Source organism: Microbacterium sp. UBA1097, from assembly GCF_002313585.1.
In the GTDB taxonomy this organism is placed as follows: Bacteria; Actinomycetota; Actinomycetes; order Actinomycetales; family Microbacteriaceae; genus Microbacterium.
Window position 1 is genome coordinate 66,112 of the sequence record NZ_DCBW01000005.1, and the last position, 18,146, is coordinate 84,257.

The 18,146-nt window shown below is 66.5% G+C and carries 19 protein-coding genes; 6 read left to right on the forward strand and 13 right to left on the reverse strand.

Annotation, left to right across the window (positions count from 1 at the left end; translation table 11 throughout):
• Positions 1-143 precede the first annotated feature (143 nt).
• Positions 144-1,343 carry a glycosyltransferase gene (locus B4F19_RS00655; protein WP_292732232.1) on the reverse strand — a complete coding sequence of 400 codons (1,200 nt, stop codon included), beginning with the start codon at positions 1,341-1,343 and terminating at the stop codon, positions 144-146.
• A gap of 2 nt (positions 1,344-1,345) precedes the next feature.
• Positions 1,346-2,569 (reverse strand): glycosyltransferase, encoded by a 1,224-nt coding sequence (locus tag B4F19_RS00660; protein WP_292728750.1) that lies wholly within the window; start codon positions 2,567-2,569, stop codon positions 1,346-1,348.
• A gap of 165 nt (positions 2,570-2,734) precedes the next feature.
• Here B4F19_RS00660 and B4F19_RS00665 point away from each other — a divergent pair, with 165 nt between their 5' ends.
• From B4F19_RS00665 to B4F19_RS00675, 3 genes are read left to right on the forward strand one after another with little or no spacing between them, the layout of a single operon-like run.
• Complete coding sequence (locus B4F19_RS00665; protein WP_228178261.1) at positions 2,735-3,409, forward strand: GAP family protein; 675 nt, start codon at positions 2,735-2,737, stop codon at positions 3,407-3,409.
• Positions 3,410-3,449: 40 nt separating this feature from the next.
• Entirely contained in the window at positions 3,450-3,878 is a 429-nt protein-coding gene (locus B4F19_RS00670; RefSeq protein ID WP_292728753.1) for a DUF6325 family protein, read from the forward strand.
• An 18-nt stretch (positions 3,879-3,896) separates the two neighbouring features.
• Positions 3,897-4,238, forward strand: coding sequence for an SHOCT domain-containing protein (locus B4F19_RS00675; protein ID WP_228178259.1), 342 nt, complete (start codon positions 3,897-3,899; stop codon positions 4,236-4,238).
• A 2-nt stretch (positions 4,239-4,240) separates the two neighbouring features.
• Here the strand turns inward: B4F19_RS00675 and B4F19_RS00680 are convergent, their stop codons facing one another.
• Both B4F19_RS00680 and B4F19_RS00685 read right to left on the reverse strand, forming a co-directional pair.
• Positions 4,241-5,413 carry an AI-2E family transporter gene (locus B4F19_RS00680; RefSeq protein ID WP_228178258.1) on the reverse strand — a complete coding sequence of 391 codons (1,173 nt, stop codon included), beginning with the start codon at positions 5,411-5,413 and terminating at the stop codon, positions 4,241-4,243.
• Positions 5,414-5,457: 44 nt separating this feature from the next.
• Positions 5,458-6,210, reverse strand: a complete 753-nt coding sequence (locus tag B4F19_RS00685; RefSeq protein ID WP_228178257.1) for a potassium channel family protein — start codon at positions 6,208-6,210, stop codon at positions 5,458-5,460.
• A 94-nt stretch (positions 6,211-6,304) separates the two neighbouring features.
• Here B4F19_RS00685 and B4F19_RS00690 point away from each other — a divergent pair, with 94 nt between their 5' ends.
• On the forward strand, positions 6,305-7,588 hold the full coding sequence (locus B4F19_RS00690; RefSeq protein WP_228178256.1) for an ion channel protein: 1,284 nt from the start codon (positions 6,305-6,307) through the stop codon (positions 7,586-7,588).
• On the opposite strand, the gene B4F19_RS00695 is transcribed toward B4F19_RS00690, so the two are convergent.
• From B4F19_RS00695 to dnaK, 5 genes are read right to left on the reverse strand one after another with little or no spacing between them, the layout of a single operon-like run.
• Positions 7,575-8,669, reverse strand: a complete 1,095-nt coding sequence (locus B4F19_RS00695) for a DUF998 domain-containing protein (RefSeq protein WP_228178255.1) — start codon at positions 8,667-8,669, stop codon at positions 7,575-7,577. The genes B4F19_RS00690 and B4F19_RS00695 overlap by 14 nt on opposite strands.
• A gap of 33 nt (positions 8,670-8,702) precedes the next feature.
• On the reverse strand, positions 8,703-9,167 hold the full coding sequence (locus B4F19_RS00700; protein WP_292728758.1) for a heat shock protein transcriptional repressor HspR: 465 nt from the start codon (positions 9,165-9,167) through the stop codon (positions 8,703-8,705).
• Positions 9,168-9,188: 21 nt separating this feature from the next.
• Positions 9,189-10,181 carry a DnaJ C-terminal domain-containing protein gene (locus B4F19_RS00705; protein WP_292728761.1) on the reverse strand — a complete coding sequence of 331 codons (993 nt, stop codon included), beginning with the start codon at positions 10,179-10,181 and terminating at the stop codon, positions 9,189-9,191.
• 15 nt (positions 10,182-10,196) lie between these two features.
• Positions 10,197-10,853 carry a nucleotide exchange factor GrpE gene (locus B4F19_RS00710; RefSeq protein ID WP_292728765.1) on the reverse strand — a complete coding sequence of 219 codons (657 nt, stop codon included), beginning with the start codon at positions 10,851-10,853 and terminating at the stop codon, positions 10,197-10,199.
• 12 nt (positions 10,854-10,865) lie between these two features.
• Positions 10,866-12,734 carry a molecular chaperone DnaK gene (gene dnaK, locus B4F19_RS00715; protein ID WP_292732235.1) on the reverse strand — a complete coding sequence of 623 codons (1,869 nt, stop codon included), beginning with the start codon at positions 12,732-12,734 and terminating at the stop codon, positions 10,866-10,868.
• Positions 12,735-12,910: 176 nt separating this feature from the next.
• Here dnaK and B4F19_RS00720 point away from each other — a divergent pair, with 176 nt between their 5' ends.
• Positions 12,911-13,477, forward strand: coding sequence for a GNAT family N-acetyltransferase (locus B4F19_RS00720; protein ID WP_292732237.1), 567 nt, complete (start codon positions 12,911-12,913; stop codon positions 13,475-13,477).
• A 14-nt stretch (positions 13,478-13,491) separates the two neighbouring features.
• Here B4F19_RS00720 and B4F19_RS00725 read toward each other — a convergent pair whose 3' ends face one another.
• From B4F19_RS00725 to B4F19_RS00735, 3 genes are read right to left on the reverse strand one after another with little or no spacing between them, the layout of a single operon-like run.
• Positions 13,492-14,106 (reverse strand): hypothetical protein, encoded by a 615-nt coding sequence (locus B4F19_RS00725; RefSeq protein ID WP_292732239.1) that lies wholly within the window; start codon positions 14,104-14,106, stop codon positions 13,492-13,494.
• 15 nt (positions 14,107-14,121) lie between these two features.
• Positions 14,122-15,330: a cation:proton antiporter gene (locus tag B4F19_RS00730; RefSeq protein WP_228178248.1), complete on the reverse strand. Its 1,209-nt coding sequence runs from the start codon at positions 15,328-15,330 to the stop codon at positions 14,122-14,124.
• A 3-nt stretch (positions 15,331-15,333) separates the two neighbouring features.
• Positions 15,334-15,822 carry a cation:proton antiporter regulatory subunit gene (locus tag B4F19_RS00735; protein ID WP_228178247.1) on the reverse strand — a complete coding sequence of 163 codons (489 nt, stop codon included), beginning with the start codon at positions 15,820-15,822 and terminating at the stop codon, positions 15,334-15,336.
• A gap of 62 nt (positions 15,823-15,884) precedes the next feature.
• Here B4F19_RS00735 and B4F19_RS00740 point away from each other — a divergent pair, with 62 nt between their 5' ends.
• Complete coding sequence (locus tag B4F19_RS00740) at positions 15,885-17,339, forward strand: MFS transporter (RefSeq protein WP_347424211.1); 1,455 nt, start codon at positions 15,885-15,887, stop codon at positions 17,337-17,339.
• 110 nt (positions 17,340-17,449) lie between these two features.
• Here the strand turns inward: B4F19_RS00740 and B4F19_RS00745 are convergent, their stop codons facing one another.
• Complete coding sequence (locus tag B4F19_RS00745; protein WP_292732242.1) at positions 17,450-17,821, reverse strand: MarR family winged helix-turn-helix transcriptional regulator; 372 nt, start codon at positions 17,819-17,821, stop codon at positions 17,450-17,452.
• Between the last annotated feature and the right edge of the window lie 325 nt (positions 17,822-18,146).

Here is an 18,146-nt window from a genome sequence, read left to right on the forward strand (position 1 = left end):
CTTTTCTGACATGATTATTCTCCTCTTCATGTCAGCGATTGCCGTGTGGGGCGTGGTTTCCGCGCTCCGCGCCGTCCGCACCGACGGCTTTCGCCGCGTTCCCACCGACTATCGACGCCTGCCGTGACGGTGCCAGCGCGGGTTCAGCGCTCGGCGTGCCGGGCTCTCGCTGCCTCGTACACCTCGAGCATGGCCGCGGTCCGCGACGACTGGCGGAATCTCTCGGCGATCGACGGGTCGGGCACTGGCGCTGCGCCGTCGCGGATGTCGGCGACGGCGCTGCGCAAGACCTCAGCGAGGGTTGCGGTCTCGTCATCCGGAACTGCCCACACACCAGAGCCGAGTTCTGCCACGAGGTCCGGGTCGCAAACGATCGATGGGGTTCCGAGTGTCGCAGCCTCGAAGATCGTCATTCCCTGCGTCTCGAACCCGATCGAGGTCTGGACGAGGGCGTCGGCCGACCGGATGCGTCGCAGCGTTTCACGGTAGGGCAACGACCCGAGGAAGAACACCGACGCACGGGCACGCTCGGCCACCCGCTGAGCGGCAGCCCGTTGCGCGCCGTTGCCGATCACTTCGATGTCGGCGTCGATTCCCGACGCGACCACCGCCTCCAAGAACGGAATCAGACGCTTCTCGGGACTCATCCGCCCCACCCACACCAGGCGCGGAGACCTGGACTCGGGAAGCCCGCGCGGGGAGCTGAGTGCCAGGGCCAGTTCGTCGTCGTCGATGCCGTTCCAAACGACATCGACATGGGGGGCGACGCGGTGGGCCTCAAGGCGGCGCGCGAAGTGGGCCGAGGGCGCCGTGACGGCATCCGCCGACGCCGCCAGCATGCGTAGGTACGCCCAGCCGTCGGCGCCCGCATCCGCAGGTTCCGAGAGCGCACGACGGCCCCACCGGTTCAGAACGCGCAGCACGAGGTCCGGGAATGGGGCGACCGCGCGGATGCCGACATCGACCCGGTTGTGGAACGTGAACACCACGGGAAGACCGTGGCGCCGGGCAAAGCGTAGGCCGAGGAACGCGCCCCAAAAGTCACCCTGCACGTGCACGATGTCGACCGGTAGCCGCCCGGCCATCACCGCGTCGACGGCGCGATCGGCCCTGGCACTCGGCCACGTCATCGAGTACTCGCGACCGAGGGTCACTGGGATGGATGGAAGGTCGGCGTATCCCGGGTCCTCAGAATGCTGGGCCGAGCGCCGGCCGTGTCTGCGGGGCGCGACGATCGTGACGGTGTGACCGGCTTTCTCGAGGAACCGGCGCTGTAGCCGCATCGACACCTGTGCGCCGCCGAGCGTTTCGGCGTGCTGGTCGCCGAACATCACGACGTGCATTGCTACTCCGGGACGGGTTCGCCGCGGTACAGCGCTTCGAAAGTGTCGAGTGTGCGGTTGATGTCATGGATGGCGACGGCATCGAGAGAGGCTTGCTGCATCCGGCGGCGCTCCTCAGACTCCGCGGTGAGCACATCAGTGAGGCGCGCTGCCAGCTCATCGTCATCGCCCGGCGTGAAGAGATAACCGTTCTCGCCGTCGTGCACCAGGTGCGGGAGTGCCACGGCATTGGCCGCGACGATCGGAAGACCCGAGGCCATCGCCTCCATTGTGGCGATCGACTGGAGCTCGGCGATCGAGGCGATAGCGAAGACTGTTGCCCGCGAGTACAGCGCCCGCAACTCCTCCTCGGAGGTGTGACCGTGGAAGGTCACGCGATCCCCGAGACCAAGCTCCGTAGTCAGCGCTTCCAGGCTCTTGCGCTGGTCGCCGCCGCCGACGATGTCGAGGGTCGCCCCCAGTGCGGGGTCGAGCTTGGTCATGGCTCGCAGCAGGACATCGATCTGCTTCTCGTTGGTGAGTCGACCGACGAACAACACGCGCTTGTCGGGACGGGCACTGAAGTCAGGCGTGTAGTTGTGCATGTCGATGCCGCACGAGATCGGGATGACGCCGGTGATCCCCGTCGCCCGCTCCAGATAGTCGGCAGCGCGGCGCGTAGGAGTGGTGATGACACGGGTGAGTTGGAACGTTCGGTTCGCGTCTGCCCACGCCCACCGAATGATCGTGTCGTTCCACGACTTCGGCATCGCCGAGTAATCGAGGATGTTCTCCGGCATGACGTGGTTGGTCGCGACGACGGGAATTCCACGCTCGCGCGCGATCCGGGTCAGCGCGCGACCGATCACGATGTGCGACTGAATGTGGACGACATCCGGCTTCACGTCATCGAGCACGATGCGGGAGTAGTGCTTGGCGCGCCATGGCCACACGAAACGCAGCCAGTCGTGCGGATACCACCGGTACGAGCGAATGCGGTGAACGGTCATCTCCTGACCTTCGATCACCTCACGGAACACGCCGTGCTGCGCCCACGTCTTGCTTGGGGCCATGACGTGAACGTCGTGCCCGCGAGCAACCAGACCTGCCGCGAGCCGCTCCGCGAAACGCGCGGCGCCGTTGACGTCAGGAAAGAAGGTGTCAGCACCGATGAGCACGGTGAGGCGGCCGTCGCCACCGGGATGGTCGCCGGTCGGCGAGCCGTCGGACGCGTCGAGGGAAGTCACAGAGGGGCTGCCTTTGCTGAACGGCGGTCGCACCGCGGGATGCGGCGACACAACTGTACCTGAGCGACCCGAGCTGTCCCGGGAGGCGCTCCCGGGTGCTCCGGCGAGGGAGCGCGTGTCGTATGGACGATGATGGAGCCGGGAACATCTCGCAGGAGGTTCGACATGGGCAACGCGATCAGCGCGGTGCTTCCTCTCGCACTCGGCATCGCTCTCAGCCCGATCCCGATCATCGCGACGATTCTCTTGCTGCTCTCACCCCGGGCGCGAGCATCTTCAGTCGGGTTTGCCGCGGGGTGGATTCTGGGCATCCTCACCGCGGTCATCGTCTTCCTACTCTGCGCTGCGGTGATCTCGACGCCTGTCGTGGGAGGCGTTCGCCCCGTACAGGGCGGGATCCATCTCCTTCTCGGTGTCACGCTCATTGGCCTCTCCGCTCATCAGTTCCGGTCGCAGGCGAGGTCGCACGGGCGGCCGCCGGAGCTTCCACGCTGGATGCAGGGGATCGGTCGACTCGGGTTCTGGGACGCTCTCGGCCTCGGCATCCTGCTGGCCGCTGCGAACCCGAAGAACCTGGTCCTGGGTGCGGCTGCGGGTGTCGTGATCGGCACCTCGAACCTGGCAGTCGGCAACGCCGTGGGCGCGATCGCGGTGTACGTGCTCCTGGCGGCCTCGACGATCGTTGTCCCCGTCGTCGGATTCCTTGTGGCCCGCGACCGCCTCCGCCGACCGCTTGACTCACTCAGGTCCTGGCTGGAACGCGAGAACGCCGTCATCATGGGGGTGGTGCTCTTGATCCTCGGCGTCGTGGTCATCGCCAAGGGACTCGCGTACTTCTGACTTCTCCTGCATCCCTGTCATCAACCCGAAAGGATCCACCATGGCTGAGTTCCGCTACGGACCGGTCGAGCTCTACCTCGTCGGCTTCGAGGGCGATCGCCCGAGCCCCGATACCGCAGCCGCCTTGGCCGAGCTCGTTGAGGGCGGCCTCGTTCGTCTCCTCGACTTCGTGATCGTGTCGAAGTCGGAATCAGGCGAGGTGGAGGTCATTGAGATCGAAGAGCAAACCGAGGAGTACGGCTTCGGTGGTATCGACTTCGCAGAGATCGGGATCACCGGTGAGGAAGACATCGCGGAGCTTGTCGAGCTCGTCGAGCCGGGCACCTCGGCGGCGATCGTCGCCCTCGAACTCGTCTACGCGCGCCGGCTCGCCGACAAGCTCGCGTCGTCGGGTGGAGTGGTCCTGAGCGCCGAGCGCATCCCTGCACCCATCGTCAACGCCGTCATGGACCTGGCCGAAGAGGCCTGAGAGAAACAGGAGATCGACATGATTAGACGAGTCGGCCGACCCGGCCTCATCGGCCTCGCCGCACGTACCGCCGTCGTGGCCGGCACAGCTAGCGCCGTCTCGGGCGCGATGGCGGGCAACAGGCAGCGCAAAGCACAGTCTCAGTATGAGCAGGAACAGTACGAGGCAGCGCAACAGCAAGCGGCGATGCAGCAGGCGGCACAGCAGGCCGTCGCCGCGCAGCAGGCTGCAGCCCCCGCACCGGCAGCGGCTCCCGCGGTGGATGTCGTTGCCGAACTTCAGAAGCTCGCTGCGCTCAAGGATGCCGGCGTCCTCACCGACGAGGAGTTCGCCGCGGCGAAGGCCAAGCTCCTCGCCTGAACTCAGTCCGAGGGGTCGCTGGGCGGGTCTGAGGGCTCGACCGGCGACCCTTCGTCTGTCGAGCTGTCTGCGGCCGGGGGCTCGTCTTCGTGACGATCTCGCCCGACTGCGCTCTCTGGCGCCGCATCCCGATCACCGCTCAACCACCGGAGAACCTGGGCATTCGGATCGGCTTCGAGAATCAGTGCGCGCACCAAGAGCGTCAACGGGATGGAGAGGATCGCGCCGAGCGGCCCGATGATGAACGTCCAGAAGATGACGGAGAAGAAACTCAGCGTGAGGCTGAGGCTCACCGCGTCAGCGACGAACTTCGGCTGGATGAGAACCTGCAGCACCACGTTGACAACGCTGTAGATCGCGATCACCGCCAGAAGCAGGGGCCAACCCCCGACGACAAGGGCGAGCACGGCCGGCGGGATGAGTCCGAGGACGAACCCGATGTTGGGGACGAAGTTGGTGACGAAAGCGAGAATCGCCCACACTACGGGAGCTGGCACGCCGATGGCCGCGAGCGCTATCCCGTCGATGACTGCGACGATCGCTCCGAAGATGGCGTTGACGATGTAGTAACGCCGCGTCCCGATATTGAACGCGCGGATGCGTGCAAGCGTGTCGGTGACGGAGTCTTGGAACACCGCGCCCAGCCGCCGATAGCGAGCTGCGTCGGCTGCCATGAAGATCACGTAGGCGAGCACGAAGAACAGACCGAGCGCGACTCCGACGACCATTCCCGACACCGACGTCGCGACGCTCAGCAGCCTCGTCGGTTCAAGGAAGGACGACACGGTGTCGGCGGCACGCTGATCCCAGCCCATCGAGGCCAGCCACTGCTCGATGTCGGTCACCGTTGCCTGCAACTGCCCGAGATACTCGACGACCAGACGCGCGAACTGGCTTCCGGCGAACCACAGGAGCAGTGCCATCGCCGTAAGGATGACGTAGGCAAGCACGATGACAGCCGTGGTGGCAGTCCACAGGGGCCATCCGCGTCTGCGCAGCACGCCGTGCAGTGGGTGGCAGATGATCACGATCACGGCTGCGAGTACGAGCGGACCGACGATTTCGCGCGCCCACGAGAGGCCGACCAAGACAATCACCGTCGCGGCGAGGCCCACCAGCACCCGGAGCATGGGTGACAGCGCGGGCGGCGCGGGAGACGGCTGAGCGGAACTCACCGCGCCAGGCTACCGCGGGGCCTTCGAGCATCGGTTGTTGGCGATCACGCCTTCGGCGGTTCGGTGTGCTTGTGGCCGGGGATGACTTTTTCAACGTCTGCCGGAAGACCCTTCACCGCCGCCTCGAGCTGTCGCGAGAGGGCGCGGATCTGGCCCCGAGTGGCTGTCTCTTGATCGTCGTTGCCTCCGACGGCAGCGGCACGTTCGACGAACCACGATGCGGTGGTCGCCGTCACCACTCCGACGACTCCGATACCGACTGTCATCAATACGACGGCGATGACGCGGCCCGCCACGGTTACGGGGTAGAAATCACCGTAACCGACAGTCGTCACGGTAACGAAGGCCCACCAGATCGCGTCCCCGATGTTCAGGATGTTCGCCCCCGGCGCGGCCCTCTCGACATCCAGGACGCCCAGAGAACAGATCCAGATCAGAATCAGGACGGTGCCGCCGGCGAGGATGGAGGCCTGCGTGCGAAGTGCGTCACCCTTGGACATCTTCTGGATCTCGGTCATCGCCTGGATCAGCCGGAGTGGTCTGAGCACCGGCAGCACTACGACTGTGAGATCGAACAGGTGGCCACGAAACCACGGAGCCTTCCGCGGGGCGAGCGCGAGCCGCACGAGGTAGTCGACAGCGAAGATCACCCATGTCAGAGCCATGACTGTGCGCATGACGACGTACTCCGCGCCCTGCAGGTTCGCGATCACCTGCCATGAGTACGCGACGAGAAATGCGAGCGAGGCGATGACCAGCGGCCAGTACGTGATGCGCTGCCAACGCTGTTCGGTCATGTCGCCGAGCGTACTGAACTGAACAACCACCTCTGCGAGCGCTCGCCGAGAGTCCAAGCATCGCGCAGCATTCCCTCGCACTAGGGTGAGCCGCATGGTCACGAACCCGAACCCGTGGGCATTCGCTTCCAGCTCGCGCACGCTCGTAGCCCTGTCGATCCCCGCCGCACTCATCGGCATCCTGTCGGGAGTCATGCTGTGGGCGCTCGATGAAGTCGCGCACCTTGGGGTGCACTGGGTGTGGGAGGCGCTGCCGGAGTCTCTGGGCGCGACCGGCGACTCACCCTGGTGGATCTTCGGCGTTCTAGCCCTCACCGGATTCCTCGTGGGGCTTGTCGTCTGGAAGATGCCGGGCCACGGCGGCCAGGACTCCGCGACCGTCGAGCTCATCGCACCGCCGCAGCCGGTCCGTGCGGTGCCGAGCATCATCGTCGTCATCCTGCTCACGCTCATCGGCGGCGTAAGCCTCGGCCCCGAGAGCCCGATCATCGCGATCAACACGGCCCTGGCGGTGTGGATCGTCTCACGCCTGTGGCCCGCGATCCCTGCTCAGCTGGTCGTGATCCTGACTGCTGCCGGCACGATCGGCGCTCTGTTCGGGACTCCCGTGGCAGCTGCGCTCGTCTTCACCGGCGCCCTCGCCTCCGGCGGAGGAGCGCTGTGGGACAAGCTCTTCCTTCCCCTCGTCGCCGCCGCGACCGGCACAGTCACCTCTCTCGTCCTCGGCGGCGGGCTGGGCGCCGTCGCCAACATCGCTCCGTACACCGATCCACAGGCCATCGACCTGGTCTCGGCATCCGTCATCGCCGCAGTCGGGGCCGCGGTGGCGCTCGTCGGGATCATTGCGTTCAAGGCCCTACATCCGTTCCTGCGCCGACGGATGCCGAACCCGCTGCTTCTGAGCATCGCCGGGGGCCTGCTCCTCGGCGGGCTCGGCGCCCTCGGTGGCCCCTTGACCCTCTTCAAGGGCCTGGAGCAGAGCGCTCAACTCATCGCGCTGGACGGCACGATCGGCTGGGCAGGGCTCCTCGCCGTCGTCGGGATCAAGCTTGCGGCACTCGTGGTGGCCGCATCCTTCGGGTTCCGCGGTGGTCGCGTGTTCCCGGCGATCTTTCTCGGCGTCGCGTTCGGGATGCTGGCCCATACCCTCGTGCCGTCGATCCCATTCGGCCTCGCGATCGCCAGCGGGGTGCTTGGGTTCACGCTTGCCATCGCCCGCGACGGCTGGATCGCCCTGTTCGTCGCCGTCGCGATGGTCGGCGACATCGGCATCCTCGCGATCATGTGCGTGGCGATCCTGCCGACCTGGCTGGTCGTTGCGCGGGCACCGGAGATGATCATCGAGGATCACCCGGCGCCTCTTGTCACGTCGCGTTGATGTCGGTCTCCAAGGCTGCCGCGTTGCGGATGAAGAGGATGATCCACGTGAACACGAGGATGCCCGCGACCAGTTCGACCGCGGTCAGGGTGTAGTAGCGGACCACGAAGAACACCGCGAGCACGACGATCGCGGCGATGAAAAGCCAGCCGAGCGCGACGAACGGGCGAGGAATTCCGGGGATCCAGGCGGGAAGGCGGATCACGAGCACGCCGAACACGACAGCCATGCCCGAGGCGAACGCGGTGTGGATGAAGAAGAACTCGTTGACCGGAAAGACCCCGACAAAGGCGAGGAAGACCCCGACCAGGATGAGGCACAGCCGCACCCACCGGATGCCGTGAGCGTGCGAGGTCGGGATGCCACGGGTCGCGTACCGCGCAAGTGTCGTGACGATGAAGCCCGCCACGATGAGCGTGAGGTTGAACGTCATCGCCGACAGGTCGTTCGTCATTCCCAGCGCGGAAAGGTTGTCTCTCCACCAGTACGGGTCGCTGGCCGTCAGCATCGCCGCCAGCACTCCCTCGATGAGGAACACCGCGAGAATCAGGGCGAGCAGCGACAGATCCATATGCGTGGCCGAGTAGAAGACCAGGTACGCGGTCACCGAGGCCGCGGCAGCCGACAGGGCGAGCAGCGGCAACGCATACACTTCCGCGCCGATGAAGGCGTCCTCAAGAATCACCGCGAGCAGCGTCCACGACAGCAGCGCGATGATGCCGTGGGCGAAGGCAAGCGCCCCGGCATCCAGATAGTCGAGCACCCCGAGGCGGCGAGCGCCGGACTGGCGGGCGTGGAGGACATACCTGCCCGCCGCGAAGGCGAGGATTCCCGCGACCCCCGAGACGATCGCGGAGAACTGGCCCACCGAACCGGGGCCGGATATCGGCGCGCTCTGAAACCGGAAGACGGCCAACGCAACCAGCGCGACAACGACGAACGCGACGGCTCCGACGCCTAGACTGAGCGACTCGAGAGCTCGCTCGTGGTCGGACCCGGAATCCTCGGCGACGACGATGCGGTGAGCGCGGCGCGTGTCGGCCTGCGCCGCGGGCGTCTCAGGTGATGGTGTCGCTGTCACGGCATGAGAGTAGCGCAGCGACCGCACCGCGACTCAGTCGTCGCCGGCCGGGGTGTCGGATGCCGGTGGCAGCGCGTGGCGCGGGCGCCACAGCACGATCTCGGTGGCGCGCCGCACGCGCCGGCCGTGCCGGAGAGTGATCACCGAACCACCTGGCCCCGCAGCGAACACACGAGCCCCGGGCCTGCTGGCAAGTTCCGCTTCGACGCGGGCCTCGAGGTCGCGAACTCGAGTGTGGAGTTCGCGCACCCGGTTTTCGAGCTCAAGGATCCGCGCGATTCCCGGCAGGCTCATTCCCTCACCCGAGAGCCGGGCGATCTCACGCAACTGTTCGACGTGGCGTAGCGAATAGCGCCGAGACCCGCCCTGCGTGCGCGCCGGCACGACCAGGCCGAGCCGGTCGTACTGGCGCAGGGTCTGCGGATGCATGCCGGCGAGCTCGGCCGCTGCCGCGATCGCCAGGATCGGGGCCTCGTCGTCAATCTCGTCTTCGTGCATCCGGATGTCCTCGATGGCAGGTCAGCTAGCAGCGCGAGCGATCAGTTCGGCTCGCGGATTCTCTTTCGGTTCGGCCTCGCGGTACTTCTCCAACGCTTCCCGTGCCGCTCCGTCGACGTGTGTCGGCACCGCGATCTGCACCTCGGCGAGGAGGTCTCCGGTGCCCTTCTGGGTCTGCACGCCGCGGCCCTTCACCCGCAGGACCCGCCCCGAGGGCGTTCCCGGGGCTACGCGCAGCTTCACGGGGTCGCCACCGAGGGTCGGGACCTCGATCGTGGCTCCGAAGACCGCCTCGGTGTAGGTCACCGGGACGACGACCCGCAGGTTGAGTCCGTCTCGGGTGAACACCGGATGCGGGCGCACGGAGACCTGCACGACGATGTCGCCGCTCTCTCCGCCATCCGGCGAGGGCCGACCGCGTCCGCGAAGCCGGATCTTCTGACCATCGGCGACGCCAGCAGGGATCTTGACCTTGAACGGCTGACCGTCCTCGGACTGCAGCGTGATCGTCTCACCCTTGGTCGCGGTGACGAAGTCGATCGTCGTCCGCGCCGTGACGTCGGCGCCGCGCGTGGGACCGCCGTACCCGCGGTAGCCACCGGACGCCTGTCCGAACCGTCCCGAGCCGAACGAGCTGCCGCCGCCCTGACCGAACATCGAGAAGATGTCGTCGAAGTCGGCGCTCTCGTAGCTGTAGCCGCCGCGGCTCTGACCGAACCGGCTGAAGACGTCTTCGAATCCGCCCGCGCCCTGGCCGCCTGCCGTGAAGCGCGCACCCGAGCCCATGGCACGGATCTGGTCGTACTCCTCGCGCTGTTCGGGGTCCGAGAGCACGGCATACGCCTCGCTGATCTCCTTGAAGCGGGCCTCGGCCTTGGCATCGCCCGCGTTCGAGTCGGGGTGGTACTGGCGTGCGAGTTTGCGGTACGTCTTCTTCAGGTCCGCAGCGGAGACATCCTTCGAGACGCCCAGGACCTTGTAGAAGTCCTTATCGAACCAGTCTTGACTGGCCATCGGTTGTCCTCCGTGCTACTCAGCCGGCACGGCGACGACGACCTTCGCGGGGCGAAGCTCGATCGATCCGAGCCGATAGCCGACCTCCACGACCTCGAGGATCGTGGTCTCGGTAGCCCCGGGAGTGGGCTGCTGGAAGATCGCCTCGTGCTGTTGCGGGTCGAAGACCTCGCCGGCTTCGCCGTAGGAGGTGACGCCGAGCCGTTCGGCCACGGAACGGATCTTGTCCGCGATCGCTGAGAAGGGCGTGCCCTCCTCGAGGTCGCCGTGCTTCTCGGCTCGGTCGAGGTCGTCGAGCACCGGAATGAAGCCCTTTGCGACGGCCCCCTTGGCGCGTTCGATCTCGATCTCGCGCTGCTCCTCTGTGCGGCGGCGGTAGTTGGCGTACTCCGCCTGCAGGCGCTTGAGGTCGGTCAACAGTGCCGATTCCAGGTCGGCCAACACGACATCCTCGGCCGCAGCGGCATCGGCCGACTGCGCGGCCCCGAGGATGTCATCCACCGTGAGGTCATCCTGATCGGCACCGGCACCGGCGCCGGCGGCGCCGGAGGAGGTGTCCTCCGACGCTGCCGCGTCACCGTTGTCAGCGCTCGCGCTGTCAGGGGCGCCGTCAGGTCCGACTCCGGAGTCCTTCTCCGAAGGTGTGGGCTCTTCGTCGTCCTTGCGTGCCATGATCTCTTCCGTTTACTTCTTGTCGTCTTCGTCCTCGACGACCTCGGCGTCGATGACGTCCTCGTCGGGGTTGGGGACCTCACCCGAGCCGGGCTCGCTCGCCGCCGGGTCGGGGTGCTCGCCGGCGGCCTGCCCTGCCTGGTAGATGGCTTCACCGAGCTGCGACTGGCTCTGGTTCAGCTTGTCGAACGCAGCCTTCACCGCGTCGTCATCCTCGCCGGCAAGAGCGGTCTTGAGGGCGTCGACATCAGCCTGCACCGAGGTCTTGACCTCGTCGGGCAGCTTGTCTTCGTTGTCCTTGATCAGCTTCTCGATCGAGTACGACAGGGTCTCGGCCTGGTTGCGGGTCTCAGCCGACTCGCGACGCTTCTTGTCTTCAGCGGCGTGTTCCTCGGCCTCGCGCACCATGCGCTCGATGTCTTCCTTGGGCAGCGACGATCCACCGGTGATCGTCATCGACTGCTCCTTGCCGGTGCCCTTGTCCTTGGCGGACACGTGCACGATGCCGTTCGCGTCGATGTCGAAGGTCACCTCGACCTGCGGGATGCCGCGAGGGGCCGGCGCGATGCCGGTGAGCTCGAAGGTTCCCAGCGGCTTGTTGTCGCGGGTGAACTCGCGCTCACCCTGGAAGACCTGGATCGCGACGGACGGCTGGTTGTCGTCGGCGGTCGTGAAGGTCTCGCTGCGCTTGGTCGGGATGGCGGTGTTGCGCTCGATGAGCTTGGTCATGATGCCGCCCTTGGTCTCGATACCGAGGCTCAGCGGGGTGACGTCGATGAGCAGAACGTCCTTGCGCTCACCCTTGAGGACACCGGCCTGAAGCGCCGCACCGACGGCGACGACCTCATCAGGGTTGACTCCCTTGTTGGGCTCCTTGCCGCCGGTCTCCTTCTTGACCAGGTCGCTGACGGCGGGCATACGCGTCGACCCACCGACGAGGACGACGTGGTCGATGTCGCTGACCTTGATGCCGGCCTCGCGGATGACGTCCTCGAACGGCTTCTTCGTGCGGTCGAGCAGGTCCTTTGTGAGATCCTCGAACTTCGCGCGCGTGATCGTCTCGGACAGCGACACTGGGCCGTTCTCCGTCAGCGACAGGTAGGGAAGGTTCACGCTCGTGGATGCCGAGCTCGAGAGCTCCTTCTTCGCCTGCTCCGCGGCCTCCTTGAGGCGCTGCAGGGCGATCTTGTCACCCGAGACGTCCACACCGGTGGTGTCCTTGAACTGCTTGATCAGGTAGTCGACGACCCGCTGGTCCCAGTCGTCGCCACCGAGGCGGTTGTCACCGGCTGTCGAACGGACCTGGATGGTCGAGAAGTCGTCATCCTTGCCCACCTCCAGCAGGGAGACGTCGAAGGTTCCACCACCGAGGTCGAAGACGAGGATGAGTTCGTCTTCCTTACCGCGGTCCAGGCCGTAGGCGAGGGCGGCGGCGGTGGGCTCGTTGATGATGCGCAGGACGTTCAGGCCCGCGATCTCGCCGGCTTCTTTGGTCGCCTGACGCTCGGCGTCGTTGAAGTAGGCGGGGACGGTGATGACGGCATCCGTCACCGAGTCGCCGAGGTACTGTTCGGCGTCGTGCTTGAGCTTGGCCAGGATGCGCGCCGAGATCTCCTGCGGCGTGTACTTCTTGCCGTCGACGTCGAAGGTCCAGGTGGTGCCCATGTGGCGCTTGACCGACGAAACCGTACGGTCGACGTTGGTGACGGCCTGACGCTTGGCGGTCTCGCCGACGAGCACCTCGCCGTCTTTCGTGAAGGCGACCACCGACGGGGTGGTGCGGAAGCCCTCGGCGTTGGCGATGACCTTGGGCTCGCCGCCCTCGAGGACGCTGACGACGGAGTTGGTGGTTCCGAGGTCGATTCCCACTGCACGTGGCATCTGATTCTCCTTGTTTTGCGTGGAAGCGATGTTCCGGTTGAAAGTCGACTCGCGGCTCCTTGCACGGTTGAGGCACGAGGTTGAGTCGCGATGACTCAAGCGTAGCCACCCACCCTCTCGGTGTCAACTGGAGTTGAGTCCACTCGTATCAATTTTGTGCGGGCGATAATGATCGCGTGAATCTTCCGTGGCACTTCGCTCCGCTGCGCGGCGAGCGCGTGACTCTCGATCTGCTGCGCCCCGATGACCTCGCGGCGCTGAGCGCGATCCAAGGAGACCCCGCCACCGTGCGGTACATGCTCTACGAAGCCAGGTCGCGAGACCAGGTCGAAGCGGCGATCGAACGCGACAGCGCCCACGACCGCCTCGAGAAGACCGGGGACTACGTTCAGCCGGCGATCCGGGATGCCGATGGCCAGCTGGTCGGAACGCTGTACGTCAAGCTCGTCAGCACCGATGACCGCACCGCCGAAATCGGATGGCTCCTGTCGGCATCCGCGCGGGGCAAGGGCTACGCGACCGAGTCCGCTGACATCTTCCTGCGGGTCGGATTCGAGGAGCTCGGGCTGCACCGCATCTACGCCGAACTCGATCCCCGCAACGAAGCGTCAGCCGCAGTCTGTGCGCGGCTCGGAATGCGTCACGAGGCCCATCTGCGCGAGAACATGTGGCTGAAGGGCGAGTGGGTCGACACCGCGATCTACGCGATCCTCGAGCAGGACTATCGACGCATTCGGGCCTGAGTGCCGCGAGTGATTCACACGAGCTTCGCGAGGGTTTGCAGCGCAATCACGAGAAGGCCGAGCCCGATGAGGATGCCGAGAGCGAGCACCCTCTCCCACCACCTCGCGTGCGAACGGCGAACGGCGAGCCAGCCGATCAGCGCGAGGGTGACGACGTAGACGATGGCGGCAGCGCTTATCGCCGTGGACAGGTCGATGATCTCGAGCCATCCGAGCAGCATCAGCCCGCCTGGCACGACAACCGTCGACAGGCCCCCGCCGGCAACGCGCAAGAGCACAACCCAATCCGCGCCGTGAGGGAACTCGCCCTCCACCGCCAGGTGCGACACCACGTCAGACACGAACCCCGCGATCGTGATGCCGATCACGCCGAACAGCAGAGCGAGCAGGGCGTGGTCGGCAGCCGCATGATCGGAGCCGGCGACCACGAGGACGATGGCAAGCCCGGTGAAGGTGGCGTAGATCCGCTCGCGGAGATACGCGCCGACCGCCCGACTGCCGCCGGTGTTGAAGAGGCGGTCATAGCGCCGCTGCATCGTGGATCCACCCTCGGGGGCTGTCGATCGCGCGGGCGCTCCGTCTGTTCGGGCACCGTCGCGTGGTTCGTCGGCTGACGCAGGCGTCATCATGTGCAAACGGTACCGTCAGCCTTCCGCCGCCGCCGCCCGCCGTCGCATCCGCCGCGCCTTCTGCCGCCCCTTGGCCCAAGTGTCGAACCGCGCGGTGTCGGGGATTCGGGCAAGGAGGGGCCCGACCACGATGGTGATGAGCACGTAGGCCGTCGCGAGGGCGGCAAGGGACCGGTCGGCACCGGCGGACACGGCAAGTCCCGCGATGACGATCGAGAATTCTCCGCGCGGCGTCAGGGCGAAACCAGCGCGCCAGCGGCCGGGTTCGGCGATCCCGGCTTTGCGCGCAGCCAGGTAGCCGGTGAGCACCTTTGTGCCCATGGTGACGATCGCGAGGATGAGCGCGGGCACCAGAACCGGAGGCAGATCGGCGGGGTTGGTCGACAGCCCGAAGAACAAGAAGAACACCGCCGCGAACAGATCGCGCAGGGGGGTGAGAACCTGCGTCGCGTGCTCTGCCGCGGGACCCGAGATCGCAATCCCGACGAGGAAGGCCCCGACCGCGGCCGACACGTTCGCCTCTGCGGCAAGCCCCGCCACGACGAGCGTCAGTCCCAGGACCGACAGCAGTAGCACGTCGGCGCGCTTGGACCAGACGAGCTTGGAGACGAGCGGTCCGTGCCGGAGCGCGACCCACAGGATCAGGAGCACCGCCGCGAGGGCGATCGTGACGCTGATCGCGCCGGCGGCAAGATCCATGCCGACCAGCACAGCGGTCAGGACCGGCAGATAGAACGCCATCGCCAGATCCTCGATCACCAGGATCGAGAGGATCGTCGGTGTCTCTCGGTTGGGGAGGCGGCCGAGATCCTGCAGCACTTTCGCGACGACACCGGATGAGGAGATCCAGGTGATCCCCGCGAGAACCAGCGCACCCACGGGACCCCAGCCGAGAACGAAGCCGGCGATAGCGCCCGGAATGGCGTTCAGGGCCATATCGATCCCGCCGGCCATCCGCGACCGGTTGAGGCTGCCCATCAGCTCTTTCGCGTTGTACTCCAGGCCCAGCATCACCAGCAGCAGGATGACGCCGATCTCGGCGCCGACCTCGATGAACTCCTCGCCCTGTGAGATCGGCAGGATGCCGCCCTCACCGAACGCGAGGCCGCCCAGGAGGATCAGCGGGATCGGGGAGATCCCGATGCGGCCCGCGAGGCGACCCAACAGCGCGATACCGAACAGCAGCGCGCCGATCTCGAGAAAGAGCAGCGCGCCATCATGCATCGATCAAGCGCCGTTCAGGATCCGGACCAGGTGCTCAAGACCCTCACGGGTGCCGACGACGACCAGGGTGTCTCCGGCGCGCAGCGCGTCGGAGGGCTCGGGCGCCGGGATCACGCCCGACTCGCGCACAATGGCCACGACGGAGCAGCGCGTGAGCGTGCGCGCTTTCGTGTCGCCGAGGGGTCGCCCGACGTACGGGGAGTCTGCCCGCACGGGAATCTTCTCGATCTGCAGGCCGGCGAAGGCCTCCTGCAGGCCCGCCAGCTGGGTGAGGATCACCGAGCCGCCGAGCACCTCCGAGAGCGCCGTGGCCTCGTCATCCGTCAACGCGAGGGTGTCACCGCAGCGGTCGGGGTCGTCCTCGTCGGAGATCGCTATCTCTCGACCGCCCTCGCGGAAGTTCACCACCGAGAGACGCCGACCATCGTCGGTGAGGATGTCGTGACGGATGCCGATGCCGGGTAGCTCGGCGCGCTCCACGTGAACGGGCATGCGCCCATCTTCCCACCAAAAGGGCTACCCAATGTTCACTCTGGACCCCTAGCGTATGGCGAGTGAGCGACAGCGAGCCCGAACTCCGCGAGGCCCAGGCCCCGACACCCGACGCAACCGGTGTGCCGACTCCTCCGCCGACCACCGACACCGATGCCCTCGAGAGCCTGGCGGTGCTCTTCCAGGACTCCACCGAGGAGCGGCACGTCCCGCGCAAGCAGGTGATCTCGTGGGCGTTCTGGGACTGGGCGACCCAGCCTTTCAACTCCGTCATCCTCACCTTCGTCTTCGCGGCCCTGTACCTCGTCTCCGACAGCTTCCTGCCCGCTGACGTCGCTTCGCTCCCCGATGATTCCCCTGTAAAGGAGGCGGCGCTGGCCGACCTCACCAGCGGGTACGGCTTGGTCACCACCATCGCGGGGCTGCTGATCCTGTTTCTCGCGCCGGTCCTCGGCCAACAGGCCGATCGCCGGGGCAGCAAGAAGCGCTGGCTCTTCGTGTTCACGATGCTCCTCGCGCTCACGCAGTTCGCGTTGTTCTTCGTCTACGCCCAGCCCGTCTTCTTCTGGTACGGCGCGGCCGTGCTGGCCGTGGGTGCGGTCATCTCCGAGATCGCCGGCGTCAACTACAACGCGCTGCTCGTCCAGGTGTCAACGCCGAAGACGGTCGGCAAGGTCAGCGGCCTCGGCTGGGGCATGGGCTACATCGGCGGAATCGTCGCCCTCGTGATCGTCGTCGCTCTCACGTTCGCGGACTGGTTCGGGATGGACACCTCCGACGGCCTCGCGTATCGCCTGATCGCGGTCGGATGCGGTGTGTGGACGATCCTTTTCTCCATCCCGCTCTTTCGGAACGTCCCCGAGCCCCCGCCCTCGGCGCCCGGCCAAAGCGTGGGCTTCTTCCGCAGCTATGTGGTGCTCGTGCACGACATCGCGCGCCTGTTCCGGGAGCACCGTCCGACCTTCTGGTTCCTCATCGCCAGCGCCGTGTACCGCGACGGTTTGGCCGGGGTCTTTGCATTCGGCGGAGTGCTCGCAGCCGTCGCGTTCGGATTCGGGCCGACCGACGTCATCCTGTTCGCGATCGCGGCCAATGTCGTGGCCGGGCTGTCGACGATCATCGCGGGTCGGTTCGACGACAGGTTCGGCGCGAAGGCCGTCATCGTCGTCGCCCTGACCACCCTCGTGGTCGTCGCGTTCGTCGTCTTCGCGTTCCACGACCTGGGTGCCGTCATCTTCTGGATCGGCGGACTCATCCTCTCGGCCATGGTCGGGCCGGCGCAGGCAGCATCCCGCTCGCTGCTCGCTCGCGTCACCCCGACCGGGATGCAGGGTGAGATCTTCGGGCTCTACGCCACAACCGGACGCGTCGCGAGCTTCCTCTCCCCGGCCATGTGGACCGTCTTCATCGCGTATTTCGGCTCGACCATCTTCGGCGTCCTCGGCATCGGACTGGTGCTCCTGCTCGGCCTCATCCTGCTGCTGCTCGTGCGGCTGCCCAAGCGCTCGGCGGTCTGAGCGCGGCGCTCGCCTCCGCGATGTAGGACAACTCGCCTACGTAGGAGTATTGGGGCGGCATCCGTCCTACCTGGGTGATTACTCCTACCTACGGGATGCAGCGAGGCGGGTCAGCTGGGCCAGGCGTCGGCGAGCTTGGTCAGCAGACGGGCGAGGTCGGTGCGTTCGGCATCCGTGAAGGATGCCAGGGCCGTCGTGATCGCATCGCGTCGCTGATCGCGAAAGCCGCGGACGAAGGTCTCGCCCTTCTCGGTGAGAACGATCCGCGTTCGGCGGGCATCGTCGGGGTCGGCCTCGCGGCGAACGAGCCCGAACTCGACCCCCTGCTGCACGAGGCGCGATGCGCGAGGCTGATCGACGCCGATCGCTTCGCCGAGCTCGCTCACAGTGAGCGGATGGTCGCTGGATGCCAGCACTTCAAGCACACGCATCCGCGCCGGACCCGAGATGCGGGCATCGCCGCGATGTTCTTTCGAGCCCATCGGTCCCACCCACGGGCCCCAGCCGGCGCCCGGACCGAAGCCGGGGCCGCCTCGGTGATGACCGCGCCGACGATGGCCGTCCGCGTCGTCGGTCCCGTGGTTCTGCGAGTCGTGCGGCCCTGGAGGCATCCACGGCAGGTGGCCGCGCCGTCCTCGCAGGCGAACGAGTGCCGCCGCGATCTGATCGATGGGGTCGGACGGCGAGCTCGGCATCCCTCCAATTTACATGCGAGTTGACATGGATATCGATTACATGCCACCATGCAAGTACATGCACTAATACATGCATTCCGGAGCAACGCAAAAGAGCGCCCGGAGACGACGC